General features: G+C 42.7%; 15 protein-coding genes. All 15 read right to left on the bottom strand.

Annotated elements, in window-relative coordinates:
• Positions 1–700 precede the first annotated feature (700 nt).
• Complete coding sequence (gene repA / locus NA197_RS22125; RefSeq protein WP_001749336.1) at positions 701–1,561, bottom strand: plasmid replication initiator RepA; 861 nt, start codon at positions 1,559–1,561, stop codon at positions 701–703.
• Complete coding sequence (tap, locus tag NA197_RS22120; RefSeq protein WP_031607063.1) at positions 1,554–1,631, bottom strand: RepA leader peptide Tap; 78 nt, start codon at positions 1,629–1,631, stop codon at positions 1,554–1,556. The genes repA (NA197_RS22125) and tap overlap by 8 nt, the downstream gene beginning before the upstream one ends.
• A 248-nt stretch (positions 1,632–1,879) precedes the next feature.
• Positions 1,880–2,140 (bottom strand): replication regulatory protein RepA, encoded by a 261-nt coding sequence (gene repA / locus NA197_RS22115; protein ID WP_001749337.1) that lies wholly within the window; start codon positions 2,138–2,140, stop codon positions 1,880–1,882.
• Positions 2,141–2,377: 237 nt separating this feature from the next.
• Positions 2,378–6,070, bottom strand: a complete 3,693-nt coding sequence (locus NA197_RS22110) for an LPD7 domain-containing protein (RefSeq protein WP_001749338.1) — start codon at positions 6,068–6,070, stop codon at positions 2,378–2,380.
• A complete protein-coding gene (locus NA197_RS22105) occupies positions 6,060–6,410 on the bottom strand; it encodes a plasmid mobilization protein (RefSeq protein ID WP_438795267.1) in 351 nt (116 codons plus the stop codon). Before NA197_RS22105 ends, NA197_RS22110 begins: the two co-directional genes overlap by 11 nt.
• A 331-nt stretch (positions 6,411–6,741) precedes the next feature.
• Positions 6,742–7,419 carry a hypothetical protein gene (locus tag NA197_RS22100; RefSeq protein WP_001749340.1) on the bottom strand — a complete coding sequence of 226 codons (678 nt, stop codon included), beginning with the start codon at positions 7,417–7,419 and terminating at the stop codon, positions 6,742–6,744.
• A gap of 7 nt (positions 7,420–7,426) precedes the next feature.
• Positions 7,427–8,128 (bottom strand): StbB family protein, encoded by a 702-nt coding sequence (gene stbB, locus NA197_RS22095; protein ID WP_001668755.1) that lies wholly within the window; start codon positions 8,126–8,128, stop codon positions 7,427–7,429.
• A gap of 2 nt (positions 8,129–8,130) precedes the next feature.
• Entirely contained in the window at positions 8,131–8,559 is a 429-nt protein-coding gene (locus NA197_RS22090) for a hypothetical protein (protein ID WP_001749341.1), read from the bottom strand.
• 318 nt (positions 8,560–8,877) lie between these two features.
• On the bottom strand, positions 8,878–9,315 hold the full coding sequence (locus tag NA197_RS22085) for a type II toxin-antitoxin system HicB family antitoxin (protein ID WP_001749342.1): 438 nt from the start codon (positions 9,313–9,315) through the stop codon (positions 8,878–8,880).
• A gap of 24 nt (positions 9,316–9,339) precedes the next feature.
• Positions 9,340–9,522: a type II toxin-antitoxin system HicA family toxin gene (locus tag NA197_RS22080; protein ID WP_000833472.1), complete on the bottom strand. Its 183-nt coding sequence runs from the start codon at positions 9,520–9,522 to the stop codon at positions 9,340–9,342.
• Between the two features lie 348 nt (positions 9,523–9,870).
• Complete coding sequence (locus NA197_RS22075; RefSeq protein ID WP_024139110.1) at positions 9,871–12,156, bottom strand: type IA DNA topoisomerase; 2,286 nt, start codon at positions 12,154–12,156, stop codon at positions 9,871–9,873.
• A gap of 64 nt (positions 12,157–12,220) precedes the next feature.
• Positions 12,221–12,763: a single-stranded DNA-binding protein gene (locus tag NA197_RS22070; protein WP_001749344.1), complete on the bottom strand. Its 543-nt coding sequence runs from the start codon at positions 12,761–12,763 to the stop codon at positions 12,221–12,223.
• A 115-nt stretch (positions 12,764–12,878) separates the two neighbouring features.
• Positions 12,879–14,552: a PcfJ domain-containing protein gene (locus tag NA197_RS22065; RefSeq protein ID WP_438795266.1), complete on the bottom strand. Its 1,674-nt coding sequence runs from the start codon at positions 14,550–14,552 to the stop codon at positions 12,879–12,881.
• Positions 14,553–14,612: 60 nt separating this feature from the next.
• Entirely contained in the window at positions 14,613–15,095 is a 483-nt protein-coding gene (locus NA197_RS22060) for a lytic transglycosylase domain-containing protein (RefSeq protein ID WP_001749346.1), read from the bottom strand.
• Positions 15,092–15,712 (bottom strand): prepilin peptidase, encoded by a 621-nt coding sequence (locus NA197_RS22055; RefSeq protein ID WP_001749347.1) that lies wholly within the window; start codon positions 15,710–15,712, stop codon positions 15,092–15,094. The genes NA197_RS22060 and NA197_RS22055 overlap by 4 nt, the downstream gene beginning before the upstream one ends.
• Positions 15,713–15,714: the final 2 nt, after the last annotated feature.

The following is a 15,714-nucleotide window of genomic DNA, read 5'->3' as shown; positions in this document are numbered from 1 at the left end:
CACAGAAAATACCCTGCTGGCGGGGTGATGGCATCACGTAGTGGGGCCATCGCCCTGCAAAGCCAAAGGGGACTAAAAGCCACTCAGTAGTTTAGTTACATCATCCATCATTAAAAGCGACTCCATTCCGGCCCTTCGGGCCGGGGCGGCGGCGCTTTTCAGTGGTGGGTGGGAGCTGGATGGTTGGGTTTGTGCTGATTCTGGCGGTTTTTATTTTTAATGTTGTAACTAAGTGGTGGATTGTTGGGGCCCGCCGCCTTTGGCGGTGGGAGGTGCTATCTGGTGTTTCCGGATCGGCGCGGACGTTAGTCCGCTGCAAGAACGGGCCTCATTTAGCCTGTCCACAGGGCAGGCGGTGAATAGGTTATCTATTTAATGGATTTTTACTTTAGAAGTTTAAATGAGAGTACAGAACAGGGGTTTAAAAGAAATGTGGCAGTTTGAAACATTATCGAACAGCACTTATTGGCGTCCTCGATCGCTACTTATTAGTGTAAATCCCTTGCAGTTATATGTTGATAACAGTTCCTGGTACACAAAACGACCACTCACATATATTTTTTGACCGTTGGCCGTAAAATTTACAGGTTATAATTGCTGGATGCCCGGCAACTACCGGTACTGAATGGTGTAATTTTGTACAAATATTTTCTATGGACGTGCGGAAACCTCCGGCGTTAACCGGATACATAAAGAGTTATCAGGCGGGGGCAGGGGAAAGACGAGAGTAATTACCTCTGGACATGATTGTTCGCTCGGACGTCCGCCGCTCAACCTCGCGATTAACAAGCTCCATATTGGCCGGAAAACGTCCCATCGAGATTTCTTTGGTGAGTTCACGCTTCACCAGTGTCCTGATTTCATTACGGCTGCGTTCTGCATCACGTTTCGCCCTGGCGCGTTTAAGCCCGTGCAAACGTAGCTCCCGATGATATTCCCGGAATTTGCTTCGAACATAATTAAATGCATTTAGTGCCAGCTCTTCGAGAGACAGACGTGACAGACCTTCCTTCTCTCGCTGTTTATTCTGCCATTCCGCACGATTCTTCCGGATAGCCTCCAGTGACGCCATCGAGATACCAAGAGCCTCAAACAGCGCCGGGGTAAACTGGATATTGGACGGTATGTTGCACCCTATTTCCGGATCAAACTCTGTATCATAAGTAATGAGTCCAAAATCACTGGCAAGGGAACGCAAGGCACGGGTTGCCCGTGAGATGGACAGCTTATCATTTCTGGATTCTGTTGCCAGTCCACACTCTATCGCAAGGGTGGTTGTCGAACACTGAACACGTCCGAGATTACCAGCCAGGGGGTCATAGTGAAAACACATGCCCTGCATCAGGGCGTCAATCGCCCGACAACGTAAAACAGGCGGTTTACGCCGACGCTTCCCAATCGAACGTGAAAACGCTACATGCACAAGAAACTCAAAGCGTTCAGAGAACCCCTGAGCTTTTTCCATCATCTTCCGGCAGAAGGAAAGAGTCTCCTTGTCCGCAGGTTCTATGAACTGAGGGTTAGGATTTTTGACCTGTAGGTAATGTGTAACGTCAGTCACTTCTTCCTGCACTTACAATGCACGGAAGGAGTAATGAGCACAGAAACAAGTATTGAATTTTTCTGAGCATAAAACTATACTCCCTGCATAGTCTGATTGATGGCTATGCAGTTTTGATGGGGCCCCGGTAATCTTCTTCGTCGCCAAACATAGAGAGATTATCGGGGTTTTTGCTTTTCTGGCTCCGGGTAGACACCTCATCAGAACCAGTTCCCAGCCGCCTTATGGCGCGACCAACCAAAAATTCACGGTAACAAACGATCCGTAATCTATCACTCCGTCCGAAAAGGATCAAGAAATTGTAAATATTGACAAACTTCACAAATTCTCGGAGCGCCGGATAATTTCAGACTCAATCAGCCTTTCAATCATCTCCGCCTGGGTAATCCCTTCCTCTGCTGCAAACTGTTCCAGCTTCTTTTTCAATGGAATACGGATAACAGCACTGAGAGCTTTATGCGTCTCACTTTTTCTGCTCAAATAAGCCTGCTGCCGTTCTTTTGAAGGAATCGGATTACCTTTACGATACGACCGTTTCGTTTTTTTTGAGGAAGTAGCTGGGTTTACGGCATCAGACATCTCTGCCTCCTCAAGGATCTAAAAAGGATCATTTGACAGAGACTACTACAAATTCCGTAAATTGGCAGCCCGTATTACAGACATTCGTGTTTTTACTCACGCAGTTAGCATGAGCATGGCGAAAAAACTATCTGAATACTGAGTGGGCCAGCCCCGCAGAGCTGGCATTGTGGAGACTTGTATTTCTGGTTCCGGCGTAATGCCTGACCAGAAATGCCAGGTTGGTGATAACAGCAGTCACGCTATGTCCGGACCGTCGTTATCATGTTCCATATTCGATACACGGAAACCTTTCATTATTTCTGCTTCGCGGGTTAATGATGTACCCTCCCAGATCCGACGATCGCCGGATTTCTCAACCACACGCCCATCCTTCAAGGTCTCTTTCCATGTTACGGGTTCAACACCCTTATCCTTCAATTTCACACGCTCCCCATTCTGAAAGTCTCGTACAACATTTTCCAGTCCGACCCCCCACAGCGTTCGCGTCTTACCATCCTCCATCTTCAGCTTCACATAGAAACTGTCATTACGCTCTTCTTCAGGCTTATTCATATCTGGTTTAAACTTGTATGGAGCCGCACCACTGTCCACAAGTACACCTTCATGAACTTTATCCCTCCTGGGTACAGTCGGCTTGCCTTCCTTCTCCTGGTTCCTTGCATGGATATCTTTCGTCTGAACAGTTGCGGCCACCGTAGAAGAAGGAATGGGAACACTGGCTAATCGGGCAACCCTTGCAGCAACTTCCCCATTAATCTCCGCTACCACAGCATCCAGCTTGTCCAGCGGCGCAGCTTGCTCACGCATTTTCTGCTCCATCGAAAGCGCCATACCACGCAGTTCTGTATCCGAAAGAATCAATTCAAGTGGCTCGCGCTCCTGATCTACTCCTTTAAATCGTTCAACAATTTCAGCATTAATTTGCGCATTAACGGTGTTTTTTTCGTCCGCCGGTGCATTAAACTCTCGCGCTTTTTGCCCGGCTGTCATTGCCATATTACGGAGCGTCGGATTCGACAGGATCATATCAACGGCATTTCCGGACTGAATCATATTCAGGTCAGCCATGTCTTCCAGTTCTGTGTCCTGAGAACCGGCCACTGCGTCCTCCTGAATAGTTTTAATATCTGTAGCCTGCTCCTTACTACCCTGAACCGGGCTATCGCTCTCTTTCGTAACGACATCATTTGGAAGCCGCGAGAAGCTCCATTCACGGCGCACGGCCTCCCGGATTGCAGAATTACCGTGTTCATCACGGACGTTCACCTCTACAGGACGAGATTCTTTCTGTTCAAGAGAAATATTTTGCCCCCGGCGGCGACCTTTCATTACATCCTGAAGGTCAGAACTCCAGTGTGTTCTCTCATTTCCGTCTTTATCCCTGACCGTAACAAAATAGCTCTCTACGTTGCCTTTTTGATGCTCAAGTGGGGCCCTTCCGTGATCAATTAGTTTTCCTTCAAGATGAACCACAGTTCGCCAGAATGGTAAATCTACTGGCACATTAACATCAGAGGACTCGCTGTCCGTATTCGCATCACTGGCATTTGCTTCATCCGGTTGTCTTGTGGTGGGCGCAACGGGAGAAGTATCCTGAGACATAGGTGCCTTTTCCGGAACAACGTCTGGTTGCTCTATGGCCTGCCCGTCTCGTTCTGCGGCCAGCTCCGCTTTTCTCTCTTCCAGTTGTCGGTTCATCTCCTTACTGGTGAAGTGAATATCCAGACCATTCTTCGCAACAACATCAATAACCTGCTGCTTAAATTCCGCTGTTCCCTTAATGTTTAACGTGCTACCAAAACGTTCTTTTGCTAACTCCAGAGCGACAGTTAGCGCCGCTGATGACATACCTTCCCTGCGAACAGCAATCGCTGTTCCCGTGTCAACAAATAACGTCCTGTCCGTCTTTTTGTCTTTATAGTGTACATTTTTGGTGAGTTTTGACCTGCGGGTATAAAGATCCGCTGCCGTCAGTTTTTTCTGACGTTCCTGGTGAATGTCGTCGCCCTCAATTTGATTTTTCAGTTTATGGACTATCCGGGAGAAACGATGCCCGGCAGGAGGAACAGATTTATCTTTTTCGTCATCACCGGCAATGCTGTTTCTTGATGTACGGCTCTTTTCTTTAATCAACTTACGAATATCTTCACTTCCCATATCTCTGATCTCCTCTAACGCCGGTTCTTCCGGCCTGGTAATACCACGATGAGCCTTGAGGCGCTCAAAAGTTAATACAGACAGCAATTGTGTTTTCTCCGATCGTGTAAGACGTTCATCCTGAAAAATGAGTCGTCTGGCCGTAAAAAACTGGCTATCGACGCTGCGAATAGCTCTTTTTTGAGCTGGCAGAATTTGATTCTGTTCGCTCTGACGGAGAAACCAGGCTGCTACATATGAGGCATTCTTTTCCCTGTGCGGCCATTGTTTCCGTGCCGGACTGAAATACCAGTTACCATCACTGGTACTGCGCCGTAGCAATAACTGACTACGCTGTTCCACATCTTTGGTGGTGGATTTTCGACGGGGATTTCCAGCATAAGGAGGCAGGTTTAAGCCTCCGGCCATAATCCCTCGAAGTCCTGATCGGTATTTACTTCCTGACCATCCTGAGTAAGAAGAGAGCGGCGGGATGCCAGGAACGGAGGGAGTTTGTCCTCCTGGTCGTGAATCGTCTCGTCGTCCTCTTCTTCCGGTTCGTAAATCATGTCGCAATCCAGAATCTCCTCCGGTGGATTCCGGCTGTCCCAACTGAAAAGATGCATCACCCGGCAAAAGCAACGGAGGCCTGGTGAATCCAGATTTCCCGTCAGTTGCCATGTCGCTGCCGGGCATACTTTGCAAGCTATAGGCAACCCAGGAAGTTCTTCTGCTTTCAGTTTCAGTAATACTTCGCTGGTTATTACTTTCCCGTTGGGTAGGGTATAGGCCATTTTTTCCCCCGTAAGTCTGATAGAATTCTTTTTTTCGCTGTTCCAGTAGAATTAATTTTTCACTCGGAGATGAGTCTCTGTACTGATGACGGAAACCTTCACTGGCTTTGCTGACATATTTAAGTTCGTATGAGCGCTGCGGCCATTCCTGTAACCGTTGATAAATAACATTTTTGTCGAGTGGTGGTTTTTTTAGCTCCCGATGTACAATAAAATCATCGCAAAAAATACTCTCCTTCAGATTGGTAAACTTTTTATCTTCCGGAAGTTTCACAGCAATATACTCGTTATCACCGCCCTTATTACGTATTCTGGTTTCACCAAATGATGCAACATAATCATAGAAGCCATTACGGGTTGTAATGTTTTTATCAATAATATCTCTTACCAGTTGCTGTTTAAACTCTCTATTCTTATTATTGAAGTCGTCTCCCTTATAACGTGACAGAACATCGGCAGCGTTTGTAGGATCAACACGTACCCGCTCTCGTGGAGAAACAAGATTGTATTTCTGGTTTATGTATTCCTGGAATGCCTCAAAATATTTTTCATTTGCTGTATAATTACCTCGTGGATTTATGATATTCCCGGACAAAAGATTAACCTCTGGTATTATCATATGAATATGAGGCTTCCTGTCTATCATTTCTCCAGTTTTCTTATCCTGAACTTGCTTTATCTTTGGGAGATGAGCTTCGGCATAAAAATTATATTCATCATCACGGTAAGCATACATTAAAAACTGACGATACTCTTGAACAATATCCTTCATAGTTTCAACAGGAATATGCTCTTCAAAGAAAGACATTGTTATTGATACATACCGTTCCTGACCATTATCCGGAATTTGCTGGTAAATTTTCTGGGTTAAATCAAGATTTCCCCAAAGCATGACACGTTCATCCAGCTCGTCGCGGGTAAACTCTCTCTCTTTTTTAACTCCCTCCTCAAGGTATTCTTTTGCACCATCATTATATCCAGAAACCCTAATCAGCATTATTAACTCCTGCTAACATTAGCTCCTCGATATTCACAAGGCGATTAAGAATATTTATGTACAACGATTCAGAAACCCTTCCCATTTGATGAGCCAAATTTAATTTATATGCAATCTGATTAAGATTGTTACTTGATTTACTAAAAATATAAACAAGGTCTTTTAATTCTTTTGATGGTGCTCCTTTTACTGTAAGATTAACATTAGCGTTTAAAAAAATTTCGCGGAAGAATTCAGATTTTTTCATTTCTGAAGCAGCGAGTTTTTTTTCAAAAGGAGCAAATTCGCTTTCTGATAAACGGAATGAGACAACCCTGTCTTTTTTAATGTTTTCTGTCATATGCCACCTCTGGTAAAAATCCCTTTCGCCACCGCCAGGTAAATCGCCCCTGCGGGGGTTTCAAAGGGGTATCCCCTTTGGCACGTCGATTTTACAGAATGCTTCCGGCATTCTGTAAACATCGGTCACGTGCCTCTGACTATGAGACATAGTGTTATCCACACGCATTAATATGCACTGATGCGCACTATTTTTCGGTACAATTCACATAAACGCATTAATGCGCACTGATACGTACTACGAATCAAATACACACGCACTAATACGCATTCCAGCGCACTAATACGTATTAATGGCAATCCAGGAACTGCAGGAGAGAGATGCCGTCACCTCAATTAAGGTTAAAGTATTTCTTTGTTTCTTCCCGGAACTGACGTTGTACCCCCTCCGGCATACGTTCGATAACTGCCTTTTGATCACGGAATGCGTTATAATATTGTTCTGCTTTATCCTGTTGCTGTAGATACAGAATTCCAAACGCAAGGCACCCTGAAATTGATAAAAATGCTATGCCAATTAACCCTCCTAGTCCTAATGCCACGCGGCTGCTCATTTCTGCTCTAAGCCCATTTTTTAAAATGGTGTTTATCTCCTTCGTTTTTTCCTTTGCTTCCTCCAAAGGCTTATCAAGCGCATCCTGAATAGATTCATGAATTTGTCCTGCTATTTTCAGCTTAATTAACTCAAGTTCATTAATGGAGTTGGCCCGCATAGTAACTTTATAGTCATCAAGAAGACGCTCGGTTGTTTTCTCCATTTCCTCTACGGAGACAAAAACCTTTTGTAATGACTCCTCAAGAGTACCAGGTGTCGCACGTATAGCATCATTTACATCATCAATTTTAGAAGCAAATAAACCGGGAAAATCCTCAATTCTTTTTTGCAAGTCTCTAAAATCAACCAACATCCCTCTTACTTTATTTTCCAGTACACCCTCAACCTTTTTGTTAAGTTCACTCTCAAACTTCTGTATAAATTCAGATGTTATTTTATCAATATTATCTGACATATTAACCTCAAACAATATCTAACAAATTAAAGGCCATATTTAAATCTTCATTTACTCCAGTAGCCAGCCGTTTAATAGCACGTTCTGTTGATAATATCTCTAGTTCATCATCATCTTCACATTCTCGCATCAACTTCCGGAAATCACGATCATCATCCAAAACCTCCTTTAGCGTTTTGTTCATTTCATTAAGATGAAAGAACAACTCTGTATTTCTGATTATTGGATAGCGTTTAATCTTTAAAGAACAAAATAGCTGGTTTTCAAGAATCCCTGAGAACTGTTTATCAAAAGCCCGCCCCGGATCAACCTTATTAAATATCACCCTTATTCTTTCAGGTTCTACATTAAGATCCAGTAATGCACCAATAGTCAATAAGGTATCCATTTGCCCCTTATTTTCAGGAGTAACAGGCACAATAAAATAATCAAAGTCCTCTTGCGTACCATGAAACTCCCTTATTTTTTCAAAAAATATCTCAACATTCGATGAACCGACATCAACAATAACGCTACCTTTCGCACCAATTTTTTTAGTTATTTCAAGGAATTCTTTTGCACTGATCTTCACATCATTTGTACCATCAGTATTTATAGTTTCAACTTTAACAACTTTTGCTCCTTCAAGACGAGGTAATAACAAAGAATCACAGATTGTTGACTTCCCCATGTTTCCTGAATTATTTACCACAGCAATTTTAATATTCATTTTCATTTTCCTTTCTGACGTGCATTTTCAATAATTAACCTCTGCCGAATTTGAGACTCCGGCAACCCCCATTCTCTCACGATACCAGGTGTATAACCGTTATTTTCTAAATCAGTGATTAACTTTTCAGAAAAAACTCCGATATTATTCCATTCATAGGGCAAAGAGATATCTGAATTAATGGCACTATCACATTTCTTCTCATTAACCTCGGAATTAAACAATTGACTTTTACTTTGTTTATCATGAGGGCGAAATATTTTTTTAATATGACGATTAAATTGAGATTCACTAATATCTAATCCTTTGTTGGTCAAAAGATTATATATCTGCCTGTTTGTTTTTCCTTCAGCAAGAAGTATTCTTATTTCAGTTGAATGTTCTGTTATTTTTGCGCGCCCGGTTCTGGGCTTTGAACGCCAGTCATCCACAATTCCTCTCCTTTAAATTTCCTGAAAATATTGCTTGTCTTCGACCATCAAACCTTTATTGATCTGACATCCCGCAGGCATGGCTGCGCACTGCTCGCCACGCCAAAAAACCCGCTTGGCAGGGCGGGGAGGGGGTTACTTCTTATTATTCGGATCACGGGCGGCTACGCCGCGTCACCAGCGACATGAACCAGATATGTTTATTTGAAGCAGTGTTTGTCGCTTCCATGCGCTACGCGCATTAAAGAGATGGGTACGGATTCACGTTCCGTACCCAGTGATTATTAATCATACAAGCGGGAAAACTGTGACTCTTCTCTATTTACTTGACAGCTCACGTCTGGCAGCCTGTGCAAGAAAATGACTTCTGTCCTTATATACAGGGCGTTTCCCCTGGATAAAACCATCAATCCGTTTAATCAACACATCAGGAAGAGTGATATTGACTCGTTGCTGTTTTCCTTCGAATTCAGAAAGGTCAACGTCAATCATGAACCAGGTATCACAATGCGCATATTCAGGGTTGGCGGCATAGACCATAAAACCGGCATCCGTAATATCTTCAACAGAGTGAGCACCGCTGATAATCATTTCTTCAACGATGCTTAGAATAGCTTCACGAGCCATTACCGGAATGTCAGCCTGTTCGTCCGCTGCGGAGACGCAACCATAATTAAACTGGTCAAAAGCAGGAACAATAATACCAAATGCAGTGCTGGCATTTTTTGGGGACTCAATCCCAACAGAGAAAAACATACCTTACCTCCAAGTCGGCGGGGATTAAATCCCCGCCATTTTTTTGATTGATCTGACAGTACCGAGGGGCAAGTCCTTTTTCGGATGCGGAACAGGAAAGGTTTTTCCTGTTATGGGAGACCACCATATCTGGTGACTCCCTCCGTTATGCCGTCGAAGCTCACATCCTGCGGCTATCAGTTCTTTCAACAGGTCAGCAGATTTCATATGTCCTCCCTAACCTGCAAACCATTATACACACATATACACACAAGGCAAGTAGTTATTCTATTTCGTTGTTCCTAACCTTGTATGTAGTAATAATCAATCAAAAAAAATGAATATTAATAATCGACCAAAAATACATTTAACCTACTGAAAAATAGACAATATAAAAATTGCCGGCATCACTTATCTGATGCTGGCCATCTGCGAATACGTCCCCGGTCGCAACAAAAAATCTGAAAAAAAATACTCCTCCCTGAAGGACAGGGTTTTACGGCGCACCAGATGTGCCAATCTGACTGGCAAAAGATTCAGGACCGCCCTCCGTGGCAATCTTGATATAACTGCTCTTCAAAAAGCAGATCGCTTTTTTTTCTTCAGAAAAGTCGGTGTAATCGAACCATCCTGATTAAGAGTCAACACTGCATCGAACTTACTACCATCCTTCTTTTTAAATCCCTTAATCTCTCTTGTTTTCCCTTTTGTCAGCAGATCCACTACCTGAGTCATAGTAAGCTCTTTGTTAAACTGAGTCCCCCACAAACGGAACTCACACTTTGGAATATTTGTACAACTGTAAGCTTTTGGAGAAACCTTCATTTTACTGCCACACATCGGGCATTTGACCTTAGCTTCAAACTCCCGAACACTGAAATCAGGTACACCGCCTTTATCCGGAACTGCATTACGACAATCAGGATAATTATTGCATCCCCAAAATACGCCTTTGTCGTTCTGTCGACGAATATAGCGTCCACCACAGGAGCATGGATAAACAGTTACCTTCAGTCCGGATACATCAACATGTTCCACCTGATAGGAAATAAATTGCTCCAGCTCATTAAGGAACTCATCAACGGTCAACTCTCCAGCCTCAATCATACGCTGTTGCTCGTGCCATAGCGCCGTCATATCTGGTGTAGTCATAACAGGCGGCAAGGCATGGATAAAAGAAATCCCAAGTTCTGTAGGAACAAACTTTTTATTCTGAAGAACCATGAGGCCACGCTGCTGCAAAAGCGCCAGAATCTTACTTCGGGTGGCTGGCGTACCAATTCCCCCATGTTCGCCTTCTTTTCCTTCGTCTCTATCCACCAGAAGCTGGCGAATCCGGGGATCATCAACGTATTTCGCCACTCGCTGTAAGTCTTCGAGTAATGATGCTTCTGTGTACAATGAGGGCGGTGACGTAGCTTCACGACGAGAGATCACTTTATTAAATACCATCTGTTCGCCTGGACACAATGCAGAAATCACATTGAAAACAGCCTGACTATCCTGTGAACACCCATCTTCTCGCTCGGAAAGTAATGCGCTCCATCCGGGTTCAAGTTGATGAATAGCTCTCTGGCGGAACACCAGACCATCAACATCAAACTCTGCAACAGTTGATTCAAAAGTTTTTTCCGGCATAAACTGAGCCAGATATTGTGCAACAATTACGTCGTACACCTTTTTCTCATCAGTTGTCATTTTATCGAGATTAACAGGTAACGGCGTGGGGATAATCGCAGTATGTGCGCTGATTTTTTTATCATTAAATGCGCGACTTTTACGGCTACTGTCGGCCAGATCCAAATACTTCTCCAGCTCCGGGAACCGCTGGCGTAGCATGATTAGAGTAGCTGGAGCCTGTAAGAACTGTTCTGACGACAGGTAACGGCAGTCTGAGCGGTTATAGGTAATTGCCCTATATTCTTCCCGCAAACGTTGCGTTATTGCCAGTGTCTTTTCTGAATCGAAATCATACTGGCGGTTCATTTTCACCTGAAGATCCAGCAAGGCAAACGGTAAGGGTGGCTGCTTGCTTTTCGGTTCCGTTATTGCAAGCGTTACTGTCGCCGTCTTCCCCTGACAACGTTTAACAATATCAGTTGCATATGATTCGTTAATAATCCGTTTCTTTTCATCCACAGGTGCATCATCAGGTACACTCAACACCACCGGACAAACACCTTTTTCACCGGACAATTCACCTTCAACAACCCAATAGAACGATGCCTTATGGTCCCTGTTCTCCTCAAAGCGCCTGACAACCAGCCCCAGTACCGGCGTCTGTACCCTTCCCACGGAAATTGTCTCGGTATGCCCTTTTTCTATAGCCGCAATGGTATATGCTCTTGTCATGTTCAGGCCATACAAATAATCTGCTGCATTACGCGCCAGTGCTCTCTGGTACAAGCCGTAAAACGCCTGGTTATCCTGAAGATTACGCATAGCCCGATGTGCGGCCTCCGGGTTCAGATCGTTAATTAATACTCGCTTCACTGGAGCCTTATTACCACAGTAATCCAGAATCTCTTCAACCAGTAATTGTCCTTCTTCATCGGGATCGCCTGCATGGATAATTTCATCAGCACCATTAATAAGATTGGTCAATACCCTAAATTGCTGTTCAGTATTCGGTAAAATGCTGTACTGCAACGGACGGAGTTTCATCGGTAATGTTTCCCGACGCCACTTTATGTAATCTGGATTAAGTTCTCCTGGAGGAGTTAATTTAACTAAATGTCCAATACACCAGGAAACAATATGTGATCCACAAACGATGTATCCATCATGAGTTTGACCATTTCCCAGAACCTGAGCAATAAGCCGCCCCAACTCCGGTTTTTCCGCTATCCAAAGTATTTTCATTTAATCATCCCGACTATGTGATTATATAGTTAATAAAATAAGAGAGGCAATAATGCCCCGCCCATCAGGAAATAGCGTAAATAGCCTTACGACAAACCCCGTATCCGTGTCCAATAAAGGGAATATCATCGTCAAAATCCATCGGTGGTTCCCCAGCGGAGGCCGGAACGGACGACTGCGGAGTTCCATTCCCATTTGCCGTAGGTGTTTTCCCCCATCCTCCACTATTTCCTCCTGCTTTTATATTGCCATTTTGCCGACTGCCACCAAGCATTTGCATCACCCCTTTTTGGTCAACAACAATTTCAGTTGTATAATGCTCTTGCCCTTGTTGATCCTGCCATTTTCGGGTTTGTAGCTTTCCTTCGATATAAACCTGCATTCCCTTACGCAGATATTCTCCGGCAATTTCAGCTAATTTGTTATAAATAACAATTCTGTGCCATTCAGTCTTCTCCTTATCTTCTCCGCTTTGTTTATCTTTCCAGGATTCTGAGGTCGCAAGAGTAAAGTTTGCGACTGCAACATTATTCGGCATATATCTTAATTCTGGATCTGCACCGAGATTCCCGACAAGAATAACCTTATTGACACCTTTACTAGCCATATATATATCCTCTTTTAACAATGTTATACTGAATAGTGATTTAAAATATCAGACAGTTAAATTTCTCTGAATTCAGCGGAAAGATTTTTATCATTCACCATGATTAATCCTCGCATTAAACTGAATCCGTTTTTGTCAAAATGGTATTAATAGTTTTTAAAATGTGTTTACCTCTGTACAGCATATTCCTTGAAACTGCCTGATTATGAATACCTCTCATCTGGTCAAACTGATATGTAATATTATGCTCAGTTCTGGAGAGGCCGAGTGTTGCTCTTTCATTTTCCATTGATACTGAAATAGCAAGATACTGACCGGAGGCACACCAGTCAGCATAACTGGCAACGCAGTGTTCCATCTCCCGCCCTTCATTACACAGGCCTTCAAAGGTGACCAGTTCAGTAACACCCTTATCAATGGCCTTCCAGTCAATACCCGTTCCTTTCCATTCTTTTATTGCTGCCGTAGCGTTTTGCCTTACTCGCTGTGTCCACTCATCAGATAATCTCCAGAAAGAAGGCCACTGCTGGTTTTTGTGAATTAACGGTTCTTCATCCAATAGCCAGTCAATTGCATGGCACAGAAAATTTTTTTCCGTTTCCCAACGAGACATTATCCAGGGTTCTGAGTGGTGTTCACGGAACCCAATGTTTTTAAATAAATCACAATGGTATTCAAGCCATTTTGAACACACACGATAAATGTCATCCTCTTTGTCATAACGATAACGCGACTCCAGATACTCTATAATCCAGAAAACCACTTTTACTGGATAACGTTTTATAAGTGGATTGTGTAACAATCTGGTTATTAGCCTGAAGGACTCATAGCGATTATCATTTAAAGCTGAGACCAAAGACAATCGGGTATGCCGTAACTTCCTGAAATCCCCATAACTGAGGTTGCAGGGAAAATTAAGTTTCTCAAACAACTCTTTAGTCTTTCCTGATAAAATAAATCGTCCTGTTTTATGCTGGCGTCTGAGACGTCCAACCATAGGCCACAGACCGCCAAAATCCACCCCCTCAGTAATATGAATTCGTTTTGAAAAGTCCAGATAGTCTTTAAAAATTGCCTGGCGAACAGAATTGTAAGTTATAGAGCAATGTGAGGCCCTTGCATATTTTGTGAAAATGGATTTATCAACAATCATCCATATGCTTTTACTTAGAGCTTTTGAAGCATTAAATTCATTATCTACCCCAATAACCTTATATGCTCTTTGATAGATTTTCTTTTCTATTTCTTCAAGCAATTCATGTTTAGTGATATGCTGCGCACTATAGGGGTAATTAAACAATGCGACTTTCCCCAGAGGATGATACAGTTCACCATAATACAAGTATTGAATTACACTGGATGGTATTAGCGTGGAAACAAAGGCGCTCTTCCCGTTACGTGCTCTTATACGGTATAAATAAAGTTTGTCGGCAATTGAAAAACCAGCCTCAACTAATGATTTGATCACATAATTAATCGCGCACCTAAGCCAGTCGTCCATATCAAATGCTGCCTTTTTCGACCAGAATAAATACACATTACTCGGAAGCGAATTTCTTCGGCACCATACTCCAGATTCTTTATCTTTCAGCTTGTAGCCCCACATGCTGACCTTGCCATTTTTTTTATTTTTTTGAATGCGATAAATACCACAAATGATAATTCGAATATATTTTTCGTCTTCCTCTGTTTTTACAAGTCGAAGAACCCAGGTGTTTTGACATATTTTAAAAATATCATGCAATGAAAGTGTATTACTGTTACATGCCAATTGATTAATCACATGCATCCCTGAACCTCTTAAAATTAAGTGTGGACTGCCTGAAATTTAAATAGGAATTAGAATTTATTAACCTTCTCCGGTTAGAGCAAGATACTTTGCATAAACCTTTTTTGCATATTTCATGCGAAATGGTGCATTAGCGCCTTTAAACCCTGCATTATAAGCACCAACTGATTCCCAGTTAACACCGTTGGATGAAATGTTCTTAGCAAGTATCCATGCGCCGACATAAATGTTCTGGCATGGGTTTTCAAGTAAATCGTTTCGTGTAATACCCATACTATTAAGAGTTGGGAACCAGGATGAGTTGATTTGCATTAAGCCTACATCCTCACTGACAACCTTACCACCTCGCTTATTCAGACCGATCGCTTTAGGGCTCATACCACTTTCCACTTCTGCGATAGCAATCAGTAAACGATGATCAATTGAGTAACGGGTACCAGCCATTCTGAAACAGTTGTAAAAACCATTGGTGTTTTTTTCTACCTGAGAGAAACCAAACGGAGAAAACATAATAAGTATAATTATAAGAAATAATCTGTTCATAATGCCCCGCTTAATATCAGAACCTGATAGCCTGAAAAAACAAAAAACAGGACTGTGACAAAAGGTATTTTGGGAATCCATCTGGTAACAGCAATACAGATAACCAGTGCGACAAGCATTAGAGTGGCTGCATACTCCGGAAGGACCATAATACCAATTGTCGGTATAACATAAAAATCGCCGGACGCTATCCATATTTCTTTCTTCACCAGATAGCCATAAAGATGAAGGATAAGAGCTGGCAATATAAAAAATGCAGCAGATAACAGTTGAGATACAGTATCTTTATCCTTCAACGAATACACTGATAAAGCAACCAAAAAATATATTTCTGAATCAGGAATCCATCTGGCGCTTAAATCAGTATAGGAAACGATTGCAAGAAAAAAAAGATATGAAGATAACAATATATCTTGTGAAAAGTAAAATATCGAAACGGGTATTAATAACATACAAACTGCGGCCAGCGGATACACTCCGATGTTATCCATTTCATTTTTCAAATCTTCGCATTGAATAATTGCTCTTTTTTTCTCTCTTGAGTAAATAGCTGGAAGCTTAACTGCAAAAGTACAGGAAAATAAAATCACTGTGAGTAAAAGTAAGTACCATGTCATAC

This window comes from Salmonella sp. NW884 (assembly GCF_051700745.1).
Taxonomy (GTDB): domain Bacteria; phylum Pseudomonadota; class Gammaproteobacteria; order Enterobacterales; family Enterobacteriaceae; genus Salmonella; species Salmonella enterica.
The sequence above is the reverse complement of the archived record's forward strand: the minus strand, read 5'-3'. Positions and strand labels throughout refer to the sequence as shown.

Excerpts from the sequence above, each read along its gene's own strand:
- tap (WP_031607063.1), bottom strand. The coding sequence starts at position 1,631 with ATGCTCAGAAAAATTCAATACTTGTTTCTGTGCTCATTACTCCTTCCG.
- repA (WP_001749337.1), bottom strand. The coding sequence starts at position 2,140 with ATGTCTGATGCCGTAAACCCAGCTACTTCCTCAAAAAAAACGAAACGG.
- NA197_RS22110 (WP_001749338.1), bottom strand. The coding sequence starts at position 6,070 with ATGCTGATTAGGGTTTCTGGATATAATGATGGTGCAAAAGAATACCTT.
- NA197_RS22105 (WP_438795267.1), bottom strand. The coding sequence starts at position 6,410 with ATGACAGAAAACATTAAAAAAGACAGGGTTGTCTCATTCCGTTTATCA.
- NA197_RS22100 (WP_001749340.1), bottom strand. The coding sequence starts at position 7,419 with ATGTCAGATAATATTGATAAAATAACATCTGAATTTATACAGAAGTTT.
- stbB (WP_001668755.1), bottom strand. The coding sequence starts at position 8,128 with ATGAATATTAAAATTGCTGTGGTAAATAATTCAGGAAACATGGGGAAG.
- NA197_RS22085 (WP_001749342.1), bottom strand. The coding sequence starts at position 9,315 with ATGTTTTTCTCTGTTGGGATTGAGTCCCCAAAAAATGCCAGCACTGCA.
- NA197_RS22080 (WP_000833472.1), bottom strand. The coding sequence starts at position 9,522 with ATGAAATCTGCTGACCTGTTGAAAGAACTGATAGCCGCAGGATGTGAG.
- NA197_RS22075 (WP_024139110.1), bottom strand. The coding sequence starts at position 12,156 with ATGAAAATACTTTGGATAGCGGAAAAACCGGAGTTGGGGCGGCTTATT.
- NA197_RS22070 (WP_001749344.1), bottom strand. The coding sequence starts at position 12,763 with ATGGCTAGTAAAGGTGTCAATAAGGTTATTCTTGTCGGGAATCTCGGT.
- NA197_RS22065 (WP_438795266.1), bottom strand. The coding sequence starts at position 14,552 with ATGCATGTGATTAATCAATTGGCATGTAACAGTAATACACTTTCATTG.
- NA197_RS22060 (WP_001749346.1), bottom strand. The coding sequence starts at position 15,095 with ATGAACAGATTATTTCTTATAATTATACTTATTATGTTTTCTCCGTTT.
- NA197_RS22055 (WP_001749347.1), bottom strand. The coding sequence starts at position 15,712 with ATGACATGGTACTTACTTTTACTCACAGTGATTTTATTTTCCTGTACT.